The sequence below is a fragment of the Trinickia sp. EG282A genome (assembly GCF_040965455.1).
In the GTDB taxonomy this organism is placed as follows: domain Bacteria; phylum Pseudomonadota; class Gammaproteobacteria; order Burkholderiales; family Burkholderiaceae; genus Trinickia; species Trinickia symbiotica.
Genome location: NZ_JBFRCC010000003.1, coordinates 1,067,870 through 1,086,331 on the forward strand (window position 1 = coordinate 1,067,870; position 18,462 = coordinate 1,086,331).

The following is an 18,462-nucleotide window of genomic DNA, read 5'->3' on the forward strand; positions in this document are numbered from 1 at the left end:
ATGAACGCGCGTTCCTTTCCCCTCGGTTTCGCGCTGATATTCGCAGCCGGCGCGGTCATGGCCGTCGCCGCGCACGCGGACGTCGTCGATTCCGCCGGCGGCCGATGTGGCGGCTGCTCGCTCTCGCAGGTCTTCTCGGTGAACAGTTCGTCGACTGACTCCGCTCGATGGCAGGCCGTCGATGACGCCACACTCGCGAGCCAGACCGGTAAGTATGCGGGCTCGGCGATGATCGACGGGATGGTGCTGAACGTGCTTTCGCAATGGCGCTTGCCGAATGGCGCGAGCGCAAGCGTGCAAGGCTCGCTCGTCGTCGATGACGCGAACCGCGCGCTCGACGCCCGAGTCTCGACGGCGGCGCGCGTATCGGATTTTGCTCATGGCAACGGCAACGGCAACGGCAACGGCGCGGGCGTCGCAGTGGGCGCGAATCCCGGCTCGAGCGCGAGAGGCGGTCAGAACGTCGCGATCAGCGGCGTCTCGCAATTGACGCAAGTGGCCGGCGACAACAACGTCGGCATCAACTCGGCCCTCATCGACTTCAACGGAGCACAAGCGCAGCCGCTCGCCGGCAACGACGCGCCGAGCGCGAACGCGGCGAACGCAGCGGGCACGATCAAATCCGGCATCGCGTTCGGCAGCGGCGGCGTCACGCTCGCGCTGCGGACACCGACTGGCGCGGCGACACAAACGATCGCGCCCGGCAGCGCGCATGAAAGCGGAACGATCGCCCAATTCGTGCGGATCGTCGGCAATAACCAGGCCGTATCCAACCAGTTGCAGCTGAGTCTGCGAACGCAACCGATGCCGGCGGCGCTCGTGCGCCAACTCGGCATGCTCGAAGCGCTGTGGAACACGGCCTACATGAGGAGATGAAGTAATCGAGACCTCGCCACGAGCGGGGCAATCGCGAAAACGCGGAGTCGCACCGCGCTCGCGCACGAATCGTAACAAGCAACAGAAGCGGCACGCGCAGGCAGCAAGACGGGGAAAGCGCGAGAGCCGCGAACCGGGGGAAGAACAATGTCCAGCATGTCGAGCAAGGCGTCGCGGCATACGAGGCTGACGGCCGTTCCGGCCGCGGCCGCGCTGTTCGCGTGCACGCCTGCCGGACATGCGCAAACGCTCGCGAATCAGTCTGTCGAAGAACGGCTCGATACGTTGATGCGTGTCATCGATCAGCAGCAACAGCGGATTCGCTCACTCGAGCGGCAGGTCACCGAACTCCAAATGGAACAGCGCGGACGCGGCCTCGCCGGCGCCGCGGCGAGCCCGGCCGCGGGCGACTCGGCGACGAGCGCGGCTTCGGCGTTCGCGCCCCGCCAGGACGACGCCGTTTCACCGGCGCTCGCGCAGATCACGCCGGGCGCGCCCGCGCCAGGAGGCGGCGGGCAGACCGCCACAGGCGTGCCGGCGCGCCCGCCCGTGCCTGCCTCGGCCGCCGGAACCGACGAGAGCGGTGCCGTGGGTACGTCGCAAAAGGCCGCGCAGCCCGCGCGCACCGAAGCGGAAGAGGCCGTCGCTCAGCGCGAGCACGCGCCGCTTTTCGATCGCAGACTTACCCTCGACTGGGGCATCAGCGACACCTACTACGATCGCCGCCAGTTGCAGTTGTCCGGGTTCCTCGCGCTCGACGCGATCTTTCTCGGCAACATCAATCTCGGCGAGACGAAATCGCATCAGTTGATGACCGACCTCGACGCGCGCTACGGCCTCACCGATCGCGTGAGCATCGACGTCGACGTCCCTTACGTCTACCGATACAGCAACTTCATCGTCGGCGGCGCCGGCGGCTCGGCAGGTACGCTTTCGGACGCATCCGCCACCTCGAGCGCGCTCGGCGACGTCAACTTCGGCCTCTACTACCAGTTCGTCAAGGAAAGCGCGAGCTGGCCGGACATTGTCGGGAGCCTGCGCGTGAAAGCGCCGAGCGGCACATCGCCGTTCGGCATCAAGCTCGTGCAGCTGGATCCGAACAACACGAACCTCGTCGCGCCCAGCAAGCTGCCGACGGGCACGGGTTTCTGGAACATCACGGGCGGTCTGTCGCTCTTGAAGACATTCGATCCGATCGTGCTGTTCGGCAGCGTCTCGTACACCTACAACGTCGCACGCTCGTTCTCCGACATTTCGTCCGTCGTCGGCCAGACGCAGCCCGCCAAGGTCAAGCTCGGCGACATCGTGCAATGGGGCGCGGGTGCCGCCCTCGCCTTCTCCGAAAAGGATTCGGCAAGCATCTCCTACACGATGGCGATCGAGCCGAAGAGCAAGACGCAGGCGCCGGGGCAGGACTGGCAAAGCGTGCCGGGCAGCGAAACGATGGCCGCGACACTGAATTTCGGTTTGAACCATGTGGTGAACAGGCACCTGACGATCAACGGATCGGTCTCGGTCGGGCTCACACCCGACGCGCCCAACTTCGTCGTCGGCGTGCGGTTCCCTTACACCTTCTAGGGGCAGACATTGTGCGCGAACCCCCTCACCTCCCCCCCGTTACGCCGTCCGCCGCCGGCACGCCGTTGCCGCCGGCCACGGACGCGAAGGAAAGCGTCGTTATGAACGTCACTCACGAAAGGGCGCTCCTCTACGTGGCGCGCGCCGCCGACGAAGCGCTCGTCGAGCACTTGACGAGCCGCGGCTGGAAGGTATCGATCGCGCACTCGCCGAGCGAAGCCGTTCGGCTCACGAAACCCGATCTGCCGAGCGCGGGCCTCATCGACATCACGCGCTTCACCTTGCGCGAGCTGTCCACGCTCGAGACGAGCCTGCGCCAGCAGCAGATCGGCTGGATCGCGCTCGCCAATCCCGAACGGCTCGTCGAGCCCGACATCCGCCGGCTGATTCGCAACTACTGCTTCGACTATGTGAAGCTCCCCGTCGCGCACCCGACCGTCGACTATTTGCTGAGTCATGCCTATGGGATGGTGACGCTTTGCGACCTCGACATGGTGGCAGGCGTGGCCGCGGCGGGCGACGACGAGATGGTCGGCACATGCGAACCGATGCAGCAGCTCTTCCGAACGATCCGAAAGGTCGCGAACACGGACGCCGCGGTGTTCATCTCGGGCGAGTCGGGCACGGGCAAGGAGCTCACGGCGCTCGCGATCCACGAGCGCTCGCCGCGCCGCAAGGAGCCGTTCATCGCGATCAACTGCGGCGCGATCCCGCACCACCTTCTGCAGTCCGAACTGTTCGGTTACGAGCGCGGCGCGTTCACGGGCGCGCATCAACGCAAAATCGGGCGCGTCGAAGCCGCGCACGGCGGCACGCTCTTTCTCGACGAAATCGGCGATTTGCCGCTCGAGAGCCAGGCGAGCTTGCTGCGGTTCCTGCAGGAAGGCCGCATCGAGCGGCTCGGCGGACGCGAATCGATCGCGGTCGACGTGCGCGTCATCTCGGCCACCCACGTCGACCTCGTCGGGGCGATGCGCGACGGACGTTTTCGGGCGGACCTCTTTCATCGGCTCTGCGTGCTGCGCATCGACGAGCCGCCGCTGCGCGCGCGCGGCAAGGACATCGAGATACTCGCCCATCACATCCTGCACAAGTTCAAGACCGACAGTTCGCGCAAGATTCGCGGCTTCGCGCCGTCGGCGATCGAGGCGATGTACAGCTATGGCTGGCCCGGCAACGTGCGCGAGATGATCAATCGCGTGCGGCGCGCGATCGTGATGGCGGAGAGCAAGCTGATCACCGCGGAGGACCTCGATCTCGCGCAGTTCACCGCGCAAGAATCGATGACGCTCGCGCAGGCGCGCGACACCGCCGAGAAACGCGCGATCGAGTCCGCGCTGCTGCGCCATCGGCATCGACTCAACGAAGCCGCGACCGACCTCGGGATTTCACGTGTGACGCTTTACCGGCTGATGGCCGCGCACGGGCTGCGCGAGGCCGGTACGCCGGAGCACGACAAAGCGGACGGTTCGCCGCTGCCGTCCCGGCTCCCCGAGCGGCCGGGCAGGCCGCCGAACGGCGATGCGTGCCAGAAGTGAGCGAACGTCGAGGGCGCCGCCTGTCGCGTACAATCGGCGCCAATCCCGCTTTGCTCTCTTGACGATTTTTCGATGACGACGTTGACACTGATCGTCGCGCGCGCCCGCAACGGCGTGATCGGCCGCGACAATCGCCTGCCCTGGCACTTGCCCGAAGACCTCGCCTTTTTCAAGCGCACGACGATGGGTGCGCCGATCGTCATGGGCCGCAAGACGCACGAGTCGATCGGCCGGCCGTTGCCGGGACGACGCAACATCGTCGTGACGCGCGACGCTTCGCGCCGCTTCGAAGGCTGCGAGACCGTGACGAGCATCCGCGACGCGCTCGAGCTTGCCGCCTCGGGCGGCGCCGCCGAGGCTTTTCTGATAGGCGGCACGGAGCTTTACAAGCAAGGCATCGCATTCGCCGACAAGCTCATCGTCACGGAAATCGCAGCCGACTTCGAAGGCGACGCGACGTTCCCAGCACCCGATCGCGCGCAATGGCGGGAAATTTCGCGCGAATCGCACCGCAAGGAAGGAGCGGACGGCTTCGATTACGCGCGCGTCGTCTATCGGCGCACCGCGCCTCCCGGTTAGGACGCGACGCAGCGGTTCCTGCCGGCTTGCGGCGGTTCGGCATCCGCCATAGAATGCGAATCATTCTCATTCGCATGAGGCTCGATTCGTGCCGAGCAGGTTCTTCTTTTTCGCCTCCGCATCAGCGGCTTCGCTCGAGAACCGCGGTGGCTTTGACTTCAGCGGAAGGAGCCTCGCATGAGGCCGCTTCTCGTCCGGCTGCACCGATGTTTCGGCATTGCGACGGCCTCGTTCCTCATCGTGGCGGGACTGAGCGGCGCGGTCATCGCGTGGTATCAAGAACTCGATGCGGCGGTCAATCCCGCCTTCTTCCGTTCCGTCACGCCCGGTAGGCCCCAGCCGCCGCTAGCGCTTGCGGATCGACTCGAAGCAGCCGACCCTCGCATTGCAATCACTTACCTTCCGCTCCACGTTGAAGTCGGCCATACGCTCATCGTCGGCGTCGCGGGCCGCACGAATCCCGCAACGGGCAAGCCGTACGAGCTCGGCTTCAATCAGGTTGCGCTCGATCCGGTGACGGGCGCCATCCAAGGCCGGCGTGCGTGGGGATCGCCTTCGCTCTCGCGATTGAATCTGCTGCCGTTCGTCTACAAACTGCACTACACGCTTTTCCTGCCATTGCGCGGCGGCGTCGATATCGGCAGATGGCTGATGGGGATCGTTGGCATTCTCTGGACGATCGACTGCATCGTCGCGATCATGATCGCGTTCCCGAGCGCAAAGACATGGCGCAAGTCGTTCGCATTCCGCATGAAGCGCGGCGGCTACGCGCTCGTGTTCGACCTGCACCGCTCGGGAGGGGTCTGGCTCTGGGCCGTGATGTCGATCGTCGCCGTCACCTCGGTCTCGATGAATCTCGCCGATCCCGTCGTGCGGCCGATCGTCTCGCGATTGTCGCCGCTCGAGCCGACGCCGTTCACGTCGAGCGCACTACGCCAGCCTGTGTTGGCGCACGAGCCACTGTTGAGCCGCGAGCAAATCATCGAGATTGCCGAGGCGGCGGCACGACGCGAGCACATCCCGCATACGCCTGGCGCGCTACGCTACGCGCCAGGACTCGCCGCGTACGGCGTGCGCTACTTCGATGCAAGCAGTCACCGCAACGAGGCGGGGCTCGGCGATGCGTGGCTCTATTGGGACGCCCGAACGGGCGCCCCGGCGGGCCGGCAGATTCCCGGCCGAGGCTCAGCCGGCGATCTTTTCATGGAAGCTCAGTTTCCGCTGCATTCCGGCCGCATCGCGGGCCTTGCCGGGCGCGTCGTGGTGAGCATGACTGGACTGGCCGTAGCCGTTCTGAGCGTGACAGGTCTCGCCATCTGGCTGACGAAAGCGCGGGCGCGCCGATCGGCGGCCGCGGCGGCGGCACGACGTCCGGCTCGTGAACGCGAGCGCACGCCCGTATAAGGTTCCCGGCGACGCCTACTGACCCGCCACCGTCATCCGCTCGATCAGCACCGACCCGGTCTGCTTGGTGCCGCGCACGATGGTATCGGCGCCGATCGCGACGATGTTGCGGAACATCTCCTGCAGCGTGCTCGCGACGGTGATCTCCTCGACGGCATGCTGAATCTTGCCGTTCTCGACCCAGAATCCCGATGCGCCGCGCGAATAGTCGCCCGTCACATAGTTGACACCCTGGCCCATCAGCTCGGTCAGCAGGAGCCCCGTATCGAGCTTTCTGAGCATGGCCTCGAAATCGTCGTCCTCGCTCGTTTGCGAGCTTCTGAGCGAAAGGTTGTGGGAGCCGCCCGCGTTGCCCGTCGTCTGCATGCCGAGCTTGCGCGCCGAGTAAGTCGACAGGAAATAGCCCTCGACGACGCCGTCCTTCACGACCGGACGCCGTTTCGTGCGCACGCCCTCCTCGTCGAACGGCGCGCTGCCCATCGCGCGCGGCACGTGGGGGTCTTCGACGATCTGCACGTGCGGCGCGAAGACGCGCTTGCCGAGACTGTCGACGAGAAACGTCGTCTTGCGATAGAGCGCGCCGCCGCTCGTCGCCTGCACGAATGCCCCGAGCAGGCCGGCGGCCAGCGGCGCCTCGAACAGCACCGGCACCTTGCGCGTATCGAGGCGCCGCGCGCTGAGCCGCGCGAGCGCCCGCTCGGCCGCGTAACGCCCGATCGCCTCGGGATCGGCCAACTCATCCGCGCTGCGCTTCGACGAATACCAGTCGTCGCGCTGCATGTTGCGTCCGCTGCCGGCGATCGGCGCGCACGAGATGTAGTGACGAGAGTACGGATAGCCGGAGAGAAAGCCGCGCGTCGTCGCGAGCACGAACTGCGAGTGCTGCGCCGAGACGCTCGCCCCCTCCGAGTTCTTGATTTGCGCGTCCGTCGCGAACGCGGCATCTTCGGCGCGGCGCGCGATTTCGACCGCGTCTTCCGCCGTGAGATGCCACGGATGGTAAAGGTCCAGGTCGCGCGGCGCCGTTTCGAGCAGCTCCGCCTCGGCCAGCCCCGCGCAGTTGTCCTCAGCCGTGAAGCGCGCGATGTTGTAGGCCGCTGCGACCGTGTCGCGCAGCGCCTCCTTCGAAAAATCCGAGGTGCTCGCGTTGCCGCGCTTCGCGCCGATGAAGACCGTCACCCCGACCATCTTGTCGCGGTTGTGCTCGATCGTCTCGACCTCGCCGCGCCTCACCGTCACGGACAAGCCGTCGCCCTCGGAAATCTCGGTGGCCGCATCGGTCGCCCCGAGCGATTTCGCGTGGCGAAGGATGTCCGATGCAATCTCCTTCAATTCGTCTTGCGTATGCGGAAAGAAGCGTTGTGGGGTATCGGTGTCCGCTGCCATCGTGGTTGCCATCCGGTGTAGAGCTTTCGGGGAGACGCGCGGCGCTCGGCGGCTCTTCCGCCCTCCGGCTTCGACGAAAAGCGTCGCAGCCGGCTCGCGCGCGCGTTTTGCGCATCCCGCGATCATAGCAAGGTCCGCGTCGATGCGAATGCCCAAGCTACAATGGCGGCATGACACGCAAAACCCGCATTCAACCGATCGAGCCGGCCGCCCCCGAGCTCGACGACGATCTTGCTTACACGCGGCCGAGCAAGTCGCAGATGAAGCGCGAAATGCATGCGCTGCAAGCGCTCGGCGTCGAGCTCGTCGAGTTGCCGAAGGACGCCTTGAAACGGATGCCGATGCCCGACGATCTCGCCGACGCCGTTCTCGAAGCTCGCCGCATCACCGATCACGAAGGCAAGCGCAGGCAGATTCAGTACATCGGCCGAGTGATGCGCTCGCTGACCGAAGAGGAAATCGACGCGCTGCGCACGGCGCTCGAAGCGAACCGTGGCGCCAACAAGGCCGAAACGGCGCGGCTGCACTGGATCGAGGACACGCGCGAGCGCCTCCTCGCCGACGACGACGCTTTCACGGCCTTCGTGCGCGAACATCCAGGGGCCGATGCGCAAACGGGCCGCACGCTGATTCGGAACGCGCGCAAGGAAGTGCAGCAAGGCAAGCCGCCGCGCTATTTCCGCGAGCTGTTCCAATGGATCAAGAACGCGAGCGGCGGCGGTGCCGCGCACCCGGTCGAAGGAGCCGGTCCGGACGATCAGACGACGGAAGACGACGAAGATGACAACCAAGCGTAGCCACCCCGACGAAATCGTGATCGGCCTGCTCTCGATCAGCGATCGCGCGACGAGCGGCGTCTATGAGGACAAGGGTATCCCGTCGCTCGAGGCCTGGCTGCAAAAGGCGCTCGCCTCGCCCTGGCGCACCGAAAAACGGCTCGTTCCCGACGAGGTCGACACGATTTCGAAGACGCTCGTCGAGCTCGTCGACGACATAGGCTGCGATCTCGTGTTGACGACAGGCGGCACCGGCCCCGCACGGCGCGATGTCACGCCCGAAGCGACGCTCGCGGTCGCAACGAAGGAAATGCCTGGCTTCGGCGAACAGATGCGTCAGATCAGCCTGCACTTCGTGCCGACGGCGATTCTGTCCCGACAGGTGGCCGTGGTACGCGAAACGCCGACGCACGCGGCGCTGATCGTCAATTTGCCGGGCCAGCCAAAATCGATTCAGGAAACACTCGAGGGCTTGCGCGACGACACGGGCGCGGTGCAAGTGCCGGGCATCTTCGCGGCGGTGCCATACTGCATCGATCTGATCGGCGGCCCGTACGTGACGACGAACGACGATGTCGTCACCGCCTTCCGGCCGAAGAGCGCGCGGCGCCCCCCGAACCCATGACGCGGCTAAGGCTCGCTCAGTTGCCTTCGACCGGCGCGCTCGGCGCGACAACGAGAAAATGCTGACGGTAATACTTGAGCTCGTCGATCGACTCGTGAATATCTGCGAGGGCCGTATGCATCGCGCGCTTCTGAAAGCCTTTGTAGACGGTCGGCTGCCAGCGCCGGCAGAGTTCCTTCAGCGTGCTCACGTCGAGATTGCGGTAGTGAAAGAACCGCTCCAGCTCGGGCATCCAGCGCGCCATGAAGCGACGGTCCTGGCAGATCGAGTTTCCGCACATCGGCGACTTGCCCGGCGGAACGTAAGCCGAAAGAAACGCGAGGATCTGCTCGGCTGCCTCACGCTCCGTCACCGTCGAGGCGCGCACGCGCTCGGTGAGCCCCGAACGGCCGTGCGTGTTCCTGTTCCATTCGTCCATCTTGCCGAGCGTCTCGTCGCTCTGATGGATGGCGAGCACGGGCCCTTCGACGATCTTATCGAGCGTCGAATTCGTGACGACGACGGCGATTTCGATGATGCGATCGGTGTCGGGCTCGAGCCCCGTCATTTCCATGTCGAGCCAGACGAGGTTCATCTCGCTGCGGGCAAGCGTCGGCTCGCCGACGAGTTCGAGGGTGTCAGTCATGAAGGCATCCAGGTTACGAACAAGGGCTGGCAAAACCCTATAATTGTCGCATAGATACAACGGACCTCCGCGATGTCATCCCTTTACTTCACCGTCCTCTTCGCAGCCACCGTGCTCGCCATGGTCGGCACGAAACTATGGCTCGCCGCACGCCAGATCCGGTTCGTCGCGGCCCATCGCGGCGCGGTGCCGCAGCAGTTCGCGGGAACGATCACACTCTCCGCTCATCAGCGCGCGGCCGACTACACGATCGAGCGCACGCGGCTCGGCATGCTCGAAGTCGTCGTCGGCGCCGCCGTCACGATCGCGCTCACGCTGCTCGGCGGCGTGCAGGCGCTCAACGTCGGGGTCTCGGACCTGCTCGGTCACGGCTATGTTGGGCAGATCGGCTTGGTCGCGGTCGTCGTCGCGATCACGAGCATCATCGACTTACCGTTCGACTATTACCGGCAGTTCGTCGTCGAAGAGCGTTTCGGCTTCAACCGGATGACAAAGGCGATCTTTTTCGCCGATCTCGCCAAGAGTACGGCGCTCGGCGCCGCCTTCGGGCTGCCGCTCCTCTTCGTCGTGCTCTGGCTCATGCACCAGGCAGGCAATTTGTGGTGGCTCTGGGCCTGGGCCGTCCTCGTCGCGTTCCAGTTGCTCGTGCTCGTGCTCTACCCGACGCTCATCGCACCGCTCTTCAACAAGTTCGAGCCGCTCACCGATGAAGCGCTGAAGGCTCGGATCGAAGCGCTGATGAAGCGCTGCGGCTTCGCCGCCAAGGGTCTCTTCGTGATGGATGGGAGCCGCCGCTCCGCGCACGGCAACGCCTACTTCACGGGCTTCGGCGCATCGAAGCGCATCGTTTTCTTCGATACGCTGCTCGCCCGCCTGACGGGCGCCGAGATCGAAGCCGTATTGGCCCATGAGCTCGGCCATTTCAAGCGCCGTCATGTCGTCAAGCGGATGGCCGTCATGTTCGCGGTCAGTCTCGCACTGCTCGCGTTGCTCGGCTGGCTGACGCAACGCACCTGGTTCTACGAAGGGCTCGGCGTCGAGCCGTCGATGACCGCGAGCAACAACGGCCTCGCGCTCGTGCTGTTCTTCCTCGCGCTCCCCGTGTTCCTCTTCTTCGTCACCCCGCTCGGCAGCCTGAGCTCGCGCAAGCACGAGTTCGAGGCCGATGCATTCGCCGCAAGCCAGACCGATGCGCGCGAGCTCGTCAACGCGCTGGTCAAGCTCTATGAGGACAACGCGGCGACGCTGACGCCCGATCCTGTCTATACGGCGTTTTACTACTCGCACCCGCCGGCCTCGCAGCGCATCGATCGACTGCTGCACCCCGCATGAGGAGCCGCTCCGCCCCAGCTCGAGCCGTAACGCGCGACGCCGAAGGGGCCGATCGCGCTTGCGACGCGACGGACGCCAACCGCGTCGACGGCCTCGTCGTCGCCGCGCACGGACGCCACTATCTCGTCGCTCGCGGCGGCGACACGCGCGTGCTCGTGCAATGCTTTCCGCGCGGCAAGCGCAGCGAAGTGGCCGTCGGCGATCGCGTCGTCTACGAGCCGACCTCGGTCGATCAGGGCGTGATCGTCGAAATCGGCGCGCGCCGCAATCTGCTTTATCGTTCCGATCAGTACAAGTCGAAGCTCTTCGCGGCCAATCTCGACCAACTGCTGATCGTGCTCGCGACGGAGCCGCATTTCAGCGAGGATCTGCTCGGCCGCGCGCTCGTCGCCGCGGAAGCGAATGCGCTCGCGCCGCTGATCCTGCTGAACAAGACCGACATCGAGCCGGCGCTCGAAAAGGCGCGGGCACGGCTCGCCCCCTACCGCGCGCTCGGCTACGAGGTGCTCGAACTGTCGATCAGGACGCGCGCGGATGAAGCGCGCGAGACGCTCGGCACGCGCCTCGCGGGTCATTCGACGCTGCTGCTCGGTCAGTCTGGCATGGGCAAATCGACGCTCGTCAACCTGCTGGTTCCGAATGCCGATGCGGCTACTCGCGAAATCTCGACGGCCTTGGGCAGCGGCCGCCATACGACGACGTTCACGCGGCTCTATCCGCTTCCCGTGAGCGGAGCGCTGATCGATTCGCCGGGCTTCCAGGAGTTCGGCCTTCATCATCTGACCGAGGGCCGGCTCGAGCGCGCGTTCCCCGAGTTCCGCCCGCTGCTCGCCGACTGCCGCTTCTACAACTGCCATCATTTGCATGAACCCGGCTGCGCGATACTCGCAGCCTTGGCGGACGGCCGCATTGCGCGCGAACGCCATGCACTCTATGCACAACTGGTACACGAAGCCAATCAGACGGTACGCTAGCGTCGTGCAACGATAGGCGGCAAACACGCCGAGAAGCTCTCGCCATGCTCAAGCTGATGCTCGCTCCCAACACCGTGATCGGCCAGCACTGGGTGAACCTCCTGACCGTCGCCGGGATTCCTTGCGAGTTGCATAACCGCTACCTGAACGGCGCGCTCGGCGAAATCCCAGCCGAGCAGTGTGCGCCCGAGCTATGGCTTGTCGACGAGCGTGACGAGACGATTGCGAGAAAGCTCATCGAGGCGGCCGTCAACGGCCCGCCTCCCGGCGGCGCTTCGTGGCGCTGCCGCCGTTGCGGCGAAACGCTCGAGCCTCAGTTCACGCTCTGTTGGCAATGCGGGACCGCACGCGATCCTCGCGACGATTGAATCGCGCAGGGCGAGGAGATGGCCTTCGCTTGCGGGAACGAGCCGGCTAGCCGACCCAGACCGCAATCGTCAGCATGAGCAGCAGAATCATCCAGAGGATGACAGCGCGCCAGACGAGGCCGACCGCCGACTGCAACGTACGCGGTGTGCAATCGTCGCCGACGGGGATCGGACCGCCGTCGGTTGCGCCGAGCGCGTCAAGGCTCGACGGCTCGGCGAGCGGGCCAGCCAGTCGGGCGCCGAGCGCCCCGCTGCCCGCGGCGAGCAGCACGCCGTCGTTGACGTCGTGCCACTGGCGCGAATGATTGCGCCACGCATAAATCGCATCCTCGAAATTGCCGACGATGGCAAAGCCGAGCGCCGTGAGGCGCGACGGCACCCAGTCCATGACGAAGAACACACGCTGCGGAAACGTCGCGAATGCGACCGTCCGGTCGCCGACGGGCACCGCCCAGGCGCGCGCGAGGTATTCCGAGATCCGATAGAGGACCGCACCCGCCGGGCCAATCGGCACGAGGAACCAGAAGAAGACGCCAAAGACGTGACGATGCGAAGCGACGACGGCATGAATCAGCGTATGCCGCACGATTTCCCCGACGGGCATGTCGATCGTCTCCATGCCTGTCCACTCGTTGAGAATTTCGCGTGCGCGCGGCACGTCGTCGTTATTGAGCGCCAGGTGGATATCGGTGAAGTAATGGCTGAATTGCCGAAAGCCGAGCGTGAAATAAACGATGACGACGTTCCAGAGAAACGCCAGTGCAAAGCTGATTCGATAAAGCAGGTAGTAGACGGCCGCAACCGCCAGCGTCCAAGGCAGGACGACCGCCAGCCAGGCCAGGATTCCATGCTTTTTCTTGCCGGCGTCGAATCCTTGCGCCGCCCACTCCGCGTGATATTGAAGCAGTGCGAACACCGGATTGCTCGGTGAAAGCGCACGTAACTGTTCGATAACGAGAGCCAGCAATACGGAGAAAAAAGTCATGCGACGCGCCGTGCCTATTGGATTCTTTGCTATTGTCGCGTAACGATAGCACAGGGCGGCTGCATCCGAACGTGCGGAATCGCCACAGGTGCGTGGCGTCGCGCGCTCAAGCGCATCACGCTATGAGGAAGCGGTAGAAGTTGCGCAGCATGCCAGCTGTCGCCCCCCAGATGAAGTAATGGCCGCCCGTGCCGTGGCGCGGATAAGGCATCGCGAAGAAGCGCCGCTCGCCGCCTTCCCAGCGCAGCAATCGCACCTCGTGATGGGCTGGGTCCATCAGATAGTCGAGCGGTACCTCGAAGATCTCAGCGACCTCGAGTGTATCGGCTTGCACCGAAAACGGTGGATGCACGAGCCCCACCACGGGCGTCACGCGGAATCCCGTGCCGGTCAGATAATCGGGCAGCGCGCCCAGGATTTCAACGCGCTCGGACGCGAGCGACACTTCTTCGCGCGCCTCGCGCAACGCCGTTGCCACCGCGTTCTCGTCGTCCGGCTCGCGCCGGCCACCCGGAAAGCTGATCTGCCCGGCATGATCGCTCAGGTGATCGGCACGTTGCGTCAGGAGAACGGTCAAGCGCTCCTCACGGACCACGAGCGGCATCAATACCGCCGCGGCGCGAGGATCTTCCACTTCGCGTCGATGCGCGTCGCTCGGCTCCGGAGACCAGACGAGGCGCTGCGCAAAACGCGCACGCAAGCCCTCCGGTGTGAGCCGCTCATCGGGAACAGCGGGCAAATCGGCGCCGGTCGATTCGACCGGCAAAGCGTCAGGTTCGAAAACGGGGCGGATCAACGCAACTCCGAACGTAAGGCCTCGATATCGCTATTCTCGCCTGCAAAACAAAAAAGCACCCGAGGAGGGTGCTTTTTTTTACAGCTCTTACCGACGCTTATGAAGCGGCGCGGTCTTTCGTCACGAGCTTTTCCTTGATGCGCGCGGACTTGCCCGAACGCTCGCGCAGGTAGTAGAGCTTCGCACGGCGCACGTCGCCACGACGCTTGACGACGATGCCGGCCAACAGCGGCGAGTAGGTCTGGAACGTACGCTCGACGCCTTCGCCCGACGAAATCTTGCGGACGATGAACGACGAGTTGAGGCCACGGTTGCGCTTCGCGATCACGACGCCCTCATAAGCCTGGACGCGCTTGCGGTTGCCTTCCACGACATTCACGTTGACGACCACGGTGTCACCGGGGCCGAAATCGGGAATGGACTTGCCGGCGAGCACGCGCTCGATCTCTTCCTGCTCGAGTTTTGCAATCAGATTCATCACTGACTCCTAAAGCCATCTTGTCGGCGTTTTGCCCGCCTTGCGCTCGAACCGACACGCCCGGCATGGCCCCGATAGAGGATGGGTTCACATCAGGTGCAAGGCACTTTCGTGCAATGGCACCCCCTCGTCCGCCACGGCTCACCGAAAGCTCGATCAAGCTTTCGGCGGTTCCTTGGCAAGACTCGCGAGCCATGCCTCATCGGCACGGCTCAGCATCTTGTTGCGCCTCGCGCGCTCGATCAGATCGGGCCGCTTGGCAGCAGTGTTGCGCAGCGCCTGGCGACGACGCCACTGTTCGATTTCCGCATGATGCCCAGAGAGCAGCACATCCGGCACGCGCACGCCCTCGTACTCCTCGGGGCGCGTGTAATGCGGACAGTCGAGCAGCCCGTCGACAAAACTATCTTGCTCCGCCGACTGCGCATCGTTCAATACGCCGGGCAGCTGGCGCACGACTGCATCCATCAGCGCCATCGCCGGCAATTCGCCGCCCGAGAGGACGAAATCGCCGAGACTGACCTCTTCGTCGACACAGCGATCGACGAGTCGCTGGTCGATCGCTTCATACCGCCCACAAAGCAGGACCAAACCGGGCTCGTGCGCGAACCGCATGACACGCTCATGATCGAGCGCCGCACCCTGCGGCGAAAGCATGAGCACGCGGGTGGCCTCGATCCCTTGCGCGGCCTGCGCGGCCTTGGCCGCGGCAATCGCCGCTTCGAGCGGCCTGGCGAGCATGACCATGCCCGGACCGCCGCCGTACGGACGATCGTCGACGGTGCGGTAGTTGTCCGTCGTGAAATCACGCGGATTCCACGTGCGCAAACCGAATCGCCCCTGCTTCGCCGCGCGGCTCGTGATGCCCCACTCGGTCAACGCGCGGAACATCTCGGGAAAGAGCGTGACGACATCGAACTGCATCGCGCGCTCTCCTTGCTCGACCATGCTCAGTAATCGGCTTCCCAGTCGACGATGATGCGCTTCGCCGCCTGATCGACCGCCTTGACGTACACCCCGACGAACGGGATCAGCCGCTCGCCTGTCGCGGGCTCACCATCCTTGCCGATCGACGGGTACTCGACGCGCAAGACGGTATGCGCGCCGTTGTCGATCAGGTCGGCAACGCGGCCGAGCGCGACACCTGCCTCGTTGACGACTTCGAGGTCGACCAGATCGACCCAGTAAAACTCGTCTTCGCCCAATGCGGGGAAATCGGCCCGACTGACATGAACGCGATACCCGCGCAGCCCGAGTGCGTCATCCCGATCGGCAAGACCACCGAGCTGCGCGACGACATGCTCGCCATGCACCTTCGCCTGCGCCATGCGCGCTGACTTGCGCTCTCGACCCTTCTCGAGCCACCAGCGCTTGGCGCTGAGCAGTGCATCGCCGCCTTGACCGGCGCTCGCGTGGGCCAAGACCTTTACCCAGCCCTTGAGCCCATAAGCGTCGACGATCGCGCCGACTTCGACCGCATCTTCGGGCCAGCTATCGGTGGACTCGGCGCGCAGTGCTGCTTCAGCTTCGTTGTCCGGCGCAGCGCGCTCGGCGCGCTTCGGGACGAACGCTCCAAACGACGCGGGCGCACGCGAATCCGACTTCGCGCGCCCGGAACCACCCGAGTCACGAGCGGTCATTGGCGCGCCTCCGTGCAGCCCTGGCAGCCTCTTCGCGCCGTTGCTCCGGAGAGCCGGTGTGCACCCAACGCGAGCCGCCGATACTGCATTCAAGCAACCGGCTGCGCCTTCTGAGCTTGCTTCACGAGACGCTCGACAGTCGGCGACAGCTGCGCGCCGACGCCTTGCCAATACGTGAGGCGATCCTGCGCGATGCGCAGCGATTCACCCTTCGTCGCGACCGGGTTGTAAAAGCCGACGCGCTCGATGAAGCGACCGTCACGACGGCTGCGCGAATCGGTGGCGACGATGTTGTAGAACGGGCGCTTCTTCGAGCCGCCGCGTGCCAGACGGATAATGACCATGCCTTGATCCTTGAAAATCCTGAAAACCGGGGTTCGGGACTACCGAAACGCTCGATTATAGCTGGAAATTGAAACCATAACAAACACTTAGATCAGCCCGGGCGGCAAGGGTCGGGATAGCACGCCCGGGCGCCGGCACGCGGCGTAGAATGCGCGATCCGGCGTTGCGACCGAGGGTACGTGACTCCCTGGCCGTGCCGGCCGCTCGATTCCGATATTCCGGCTCTATGTCCCGTCCCGCTCCGCTGACACTAACGCGCTTTCGCTCGAAAACCCTGACTGCCGCGCTCGCCTTCTTCTTCGGCAGCCTCGGCGCGCACCGCTTTTATCTGTACGGCCTTCGCGACAAGTTCGGCTGGGCGCACATCGTGGGCACGTTGCTTGGCGTTCGCGGTGCACTGCTATTGATAGCGACCGCGCGCACCTCGACGCTCGGCTGGGCACTGGCGATACCTGGCGCCGTCTCCGTGCTCACGGGCTGTCTGGCAGCGATCGTCTACGGGCTGCGACCCGACGAGAAGTGGGATGCTCAATTCAACTCCGGGTCGGACAAGCGCAGCCGCTCCGGCTGGACCGTCATCTTTATCGTCATCTTCTCGCTCTTTTTCGGGGCCATGCTGCTGATGGCCGGGCTAGCGCTCGCGTTTCAGACTTACTTCGAGTCGCAAATCGATGTGAATCAATCGCTATCTCGGTGACCTCCGCAGCGTCAGAACAGAGTCAGCTGCCGATCGGGCGCTTCAGGTGGCTGGGGACGCCGGAATTGCGACATGTCGAGAATACCTCGTTGCCGCTCGTTGAGCCGCAGCCGCTTGGTAGCCTTCGCAAAGCGCTGCTTCAGCAGCTGCGCCCATGCTCCTTCGCCTTTCATCCGATGCGCGAACGATGAATCGTAGTCTTTGCCGCCCCGCATGTCGTGGATGCGCGCCATGACACGTTCGGCGCGCTGGGGGAAATGCGCGGCGAGCCAGTCCTTGAAGAGCGGCGCCACTTCCCACGGCAAGCGCAAGACGATATAGCTCGCGCTTGTCGCCCCGGCTTCCGCGCATGCCTCGAGCACACGCTCGAAATCGGGCTCAGTGACGAACGGAATGACGGGCGCGACGCTGACCCCGACCGGAACGCCGGCTTCGCTCAACGCACGAATCGTCCTAAGGCGTCGTGCGGGCGCCGCCGCGCGCGGCTCCAGCGTGCGGGCGATAGCGGCATCGAGCGTGGTGACGGTAACGGCGGCCATCACGAGACCGCGAGCAGCCATTGGAGCGAGCAGGTCGAGGTCACGCTCGATCAAAGACGACTTGGTGATCGCGGCGAATGGATGCCCGTAGTCGTGCAGTACCTCGATCACTCGGCGCGTGATTTTCAACTCGCGCTCGATGGGCTGATAAGCATCGGTGTTCACGCCCAACGCAATCGGCTCGGGCGCGTAGCTCTTTTTTGAGAGCTCACGCTCGAGCAATTCCGCCGCGTTGACCTTCGCGTAGATGCGGCTCTCGAAATCGAGGCCCGGCGACAAGCCGAGATAGCTGTGCGTCGGTCGAGCAAAGCAATAGATGCAGCCGTGCTCACAACCGCGATAAGGATTGACCGAAACGTTGAATGGGACGTCGGGCGACGCGTTGCGCGTCAGGATGCTTTTGGCATGCTCCTCGAACACTTCGGTTCGCAGCGGCGGCGCTTCATCGGCTTCTTCTGTCGTCCAGCCGTCATCGACCGCCTCGCGCTGATCGACTTCGTAGCGGCCTTGGAGGTTGGAGACGGCGCCGCGCCCTTTCCTCGGCGCGGGCGGCGCAATTGGAAATTCGACGTCTGAATCGTCCATTTGCTCGTTGAAACAAGAATTCGGCAAGCCTTGCCTTTCGTCGGACAAAGAACAGGCATGTGGCCGCAGTTCGGATACCCAAGGCCAATGTCTCGACCGAGATGAATATGATACTGTATGGATGTACAGTGTCAATGTGCTTTTTGCTCGGGCAGCGGTTGGGGTTTGGGGCCGATTCGCGGCCCCAAAGCACAAACCCCCGCGAGCGAGAGCTGGCGGGGGTTTGATGGGGTTGGGGAGCCTGACGATTACCTACTTTCACACGGGGATCCGCACTATCATCGGCGTGGAGTCGTTTCACGGTCCTGTTCGGGATGGGAAGGGGTGGTACCAACT

The 18,462-nt window shown here is 64.6% G+C and carries 20 protein-coding genes; 11 read left to right on the plus strand and 9 right to left on the minus strand.

Annotation, left to right across the window (positions count from 1 at the left end):
* The 5 genes from AB4Y31_RS19290 (at window position 1) to AB4Y31_RS19310 (ending at window position 5,975) form a co-directional block, all read left to right on the plus strand.
* A complete protein-coding gene (locus AB4Y31_RS19290; RefSeq protein WP_368675272.1) occupies window positions 1-876 on the plus strand; it encodes a peptidase C39 in 876 nt (291 codons plus the stop codon).
* 156 nt (window positions 877-1,032) lie between these two features.
* Window positions 1,033-2,454: a hypothetical protein gene (locus AB4Y31_RS19295; RefSeq protein WP_368675348.1), complete on the plus strand. Its 1,422-nt coding sequence runs from the start codon at window positions 1,033-1,035 to the stop codon at window positions 2,452-2,454.
* Window positions 2,455-2,555: 101 nt separating this feature from the next.
* The gene (locus AB4Y31_RS19300) at window positions 2,556-3,992 is read left to right on the plus strand and encodes a sigma-54 dependent transcriptional regulator (RefSeq protein ID WP_020566284.1); all 1,437 of its coding nucleotides are present in this window, start codon (window positions 2,556-2,558) and stop codon (window positions 3,990-3,992) included.
* 72 nt (window positions 3,993-4,064) lie between these two features.
* Window positions 4,065-4,571 carry a dihydrofolate reductase gene (locus AB4Y31_RS19305; RefSeq protein WP_368675273.1) on the plus strand — a complete coding sequence of 169 codons (507 nt, stop codon included), beginning with the start codon at window positions 4,065-4,067 and terminating at the stop codon, window positions 4,569-4,571.
* Window positions 4,572-4,748: 177 nt separating this feature from the next.
* Window positions 4,749-5,975, plus strand: a complete 1,227-nt coding sequence (locus tag AB4Y31_RS19310) for a PepSY-associated TM helix domain-containing protein (RefSeq protein WP_368675274.1) — start codon at window positions 4,749-4,751, stop codon at window positions 5,973-5,975.
* Window positions 5,976-5,990: 15 nt separating this feature from the next.
* On the opposite strand, the gene pmbA is transcribed toward AB4Y31_RS19310, so the two are convergent.
* The gene (gene pmbA / locus AB4Y31_RS19315; protein WP_026229816.1) at window positions 5,991-7,361 is read right to left on the minus strand and encodes a metalloprotease PmbA; all 1,371 of its coding nucleotides are present in this window, start codon (window positions 7,359-7,361) and stop codon (window positions 5,991-5,993) included.
* A 170-nt stretch (window positions 7,362-7,531) separates the two neighbouring features.
* On the opposite strand from pmbA, the gene yjgA reads away from it, so the two are divergent.
* Window positions 7,532-8,158, plus strand: coding sequence for a ribosome biogenesis factor YjgA (gene yjgA, locus AB4Y31_RS19320; RefSeq protein WP_368675275.1), 627 nt, complete (start codon window positions 7,532-7,534; stop codon window positions 8,156-8,158).
* The gene (gene mog, locus AB4Y31_RS19325; RefSeq protein ID WP_368675276.1) at window positions 8,142-8,762 is read left to right on the plus strand and encodes a molybdopterin adenylyltransferase; all 621 of its coding nucleotides are present in this window, start codon (window positions 8,142-8,144) and stop codon (window positions 8,760-8,762) included. Before yjgA ends, mog begins: the two co-directional genes overlap by 17 nt.
* A gap of 16 nt (window positions 8,763-8,778) precedes the next feature.
* Here the strand turns inward: mog and orn are convergent, their stop codons facing one another.
* Complete coding sequence (gene orn / locus AB4Y31_RS19330) at window positions 8,779-9,387, minus strand: oligoribonuclease (protein ID WP_368675277.1); 609 nt, start codon at window positions 9,385-9,387, stop codon at window positions 8,779-8,781.
* Between the two features lie 72 nt (window positions 9,388-9,459).
* On the opposite strand from orn, the gene AB4Y31_RS19335 reads away from it, so the two are divergent.
* From AB4Y31_RS19335 to AB4Y31_RS19345, 3 genes are read left to right on the plus strand one after another with little or no spacing between them, the layout of a single operon-like run.
* Complete coding sequence (locus AB4Y31_RS19335; protein WP_368675278.1) at window positions 9,460-10,719, plus strand: M48 family metallopeptidase; 1,260 nt, start codon at window positions 9,460-9,462, stop codon at window positions 10,717-10,719.
* Window positions 10,716-11,693, plus strand: a complete 978-nt coding sequence (gene rsgA / locus AB4Y31_RS19340; RefSeq protein ID WP_368675279.1) for a ribosome small subunit-dependent GTPase A — start codon at window positions 10,716-10,718, stop codon at window positions 11,691-11,693. Before AB4Y31_RS19335 ends, rsgA begins: the two co-directional genes overlap by 4 nt.
* A 44-nt stretch (window positions 11,694-11,737) precedes the next feature.
* Window positions 11,738-12,061, plus strand: a complete 324-nt coding sequence (locus AB4Y31_RS19345) for a DUF2007 domain-containing protein (protein WP_018441519.1) — start codon at window positions 11,738-11,740, stop codon at window positions 12,059-12,061.
* A 46-nt stretch (window positions 12,062-12,107) separates the two neighbouring features.
* Here AB4Y31_RS19345 and AB4Y31_RS19350 read toward each other — a convergent pair whose 3' ends face one another.
* From AB4Y31_RS19350 to rpsP, 6 genes are all read right to left on the minus strand, one after another.
* Complete coding sequence (locus AB4Y31_RS19350) at window positions 12,108-13,046, minus strand: CobD/CbiB family protein (protein ID WP_368675280.1); 939 nt, start codon at window positions 13,044-13,046, stop codon at window positions 12,108-12,110.
* A 115-nt stretch (window positions 13,047-13,161) separates the two neighbouring features.
* Window positions 13,162-13,842 carry a CoA pyrophosphatase gene (locus AB4Y31_RS19355; RefSeq protein WP_368675281.1) on the minus strand — a complete coding sequence of 227 codons (681 nt, stop codon included), beginning with the start codon at window positions 13,840-13,842 and terminating at the stop codon, window positions 13,162-13,164.
* A gap of 97 nt (window positions 13,843-13,939) precedes the next feature.
* Window positions 13,940-14,320, minus strand: coding sequence for a 50S ribosomal protein L19 (gene rplS, locus AB4Y31_RS19360; RefSeq protein ID WP_018441516.1), 381 nt, complete (start codon window positions 14,318-14,320; stop codon window positions 13,940-13,942).
* A gap of 156 nt (window positions 14,321-14,476) precedes the next feature.
* Window positions 14,477-15,268, minus strand: coding sequence for a tRNA (guanosine(37)-N1)-methyltransferase TrmD (gene trmD, locus AB4Y31_RS19365; RefSeq protein ID WP_368675282.1), 792 nt, complete (start codon window positions 15,266-15,268; stop codon window positions 14,477-14,479).
* Window positions 15,269-15,270: 2 nt separating this feature from the next.
* Window positions 15,271-15,960: a ribosome maturation factor RimM gene (gene rimM, locus AB4Y31_RS19370; protein ID WP_368675283.1), complete on the minus strand. Its 690-nt coding sequence runs from the start codon at window positions 15,958-15,960 to the stop codon at window positions 15,271-15,273.
* 89 nt (window positions 15,961-16,049) lie between these two features.
* Window positions 16,050-16,304, minus strand: a complete 255-nt coding sequence (gene rpsP, locus AB4Y31_RS19375; protein WP_018441513.1) for a 30S ribosomal protein S16 — start codon at window positions 16,302-16,304, stop codon at window positions 16,050-16,052.
* 227 nt (window positions 16,305-16,531) lie between these two features.
* Between rpsP and AB4Y31_RS19380 the strand changes: the two genes are divergently transcribed.
* Window positions 16,532-17,002 carry an NINE protein gene (locus AB4Y31_RS19380; RefSeq protein ID WP_368675284.1) on the plus strand — a complete coding sequence of 157 codons (471 nt, stop codon included), beginning with the start codon at window positions 16,532-16,534 and terminating at the stop codon, window positions 17,000-17,002.
* Window positions 17,003-17,013: 11 nt separating this feature from the next.
* Here the strand turns inward: AB4Y31_RS19380 and AB4Y31_RS19385 are convergent, their stop codons facing one another.
* The gene (locus AB4Y31_RS19385) at window positions 17,014-18,126 is read right to left on the minus strand and encodes a PA0069 family radical SAM protein (RefSeq protein ID WP_368675285.1); all 1,113 of its coding nucleotides are present in this window, start codon (window positions 18,124-18,126) and stop codon (window positions 17,014-17,016) included.
* Window positions 18,127-18,462: the final 336 nt, after the last annotated feature.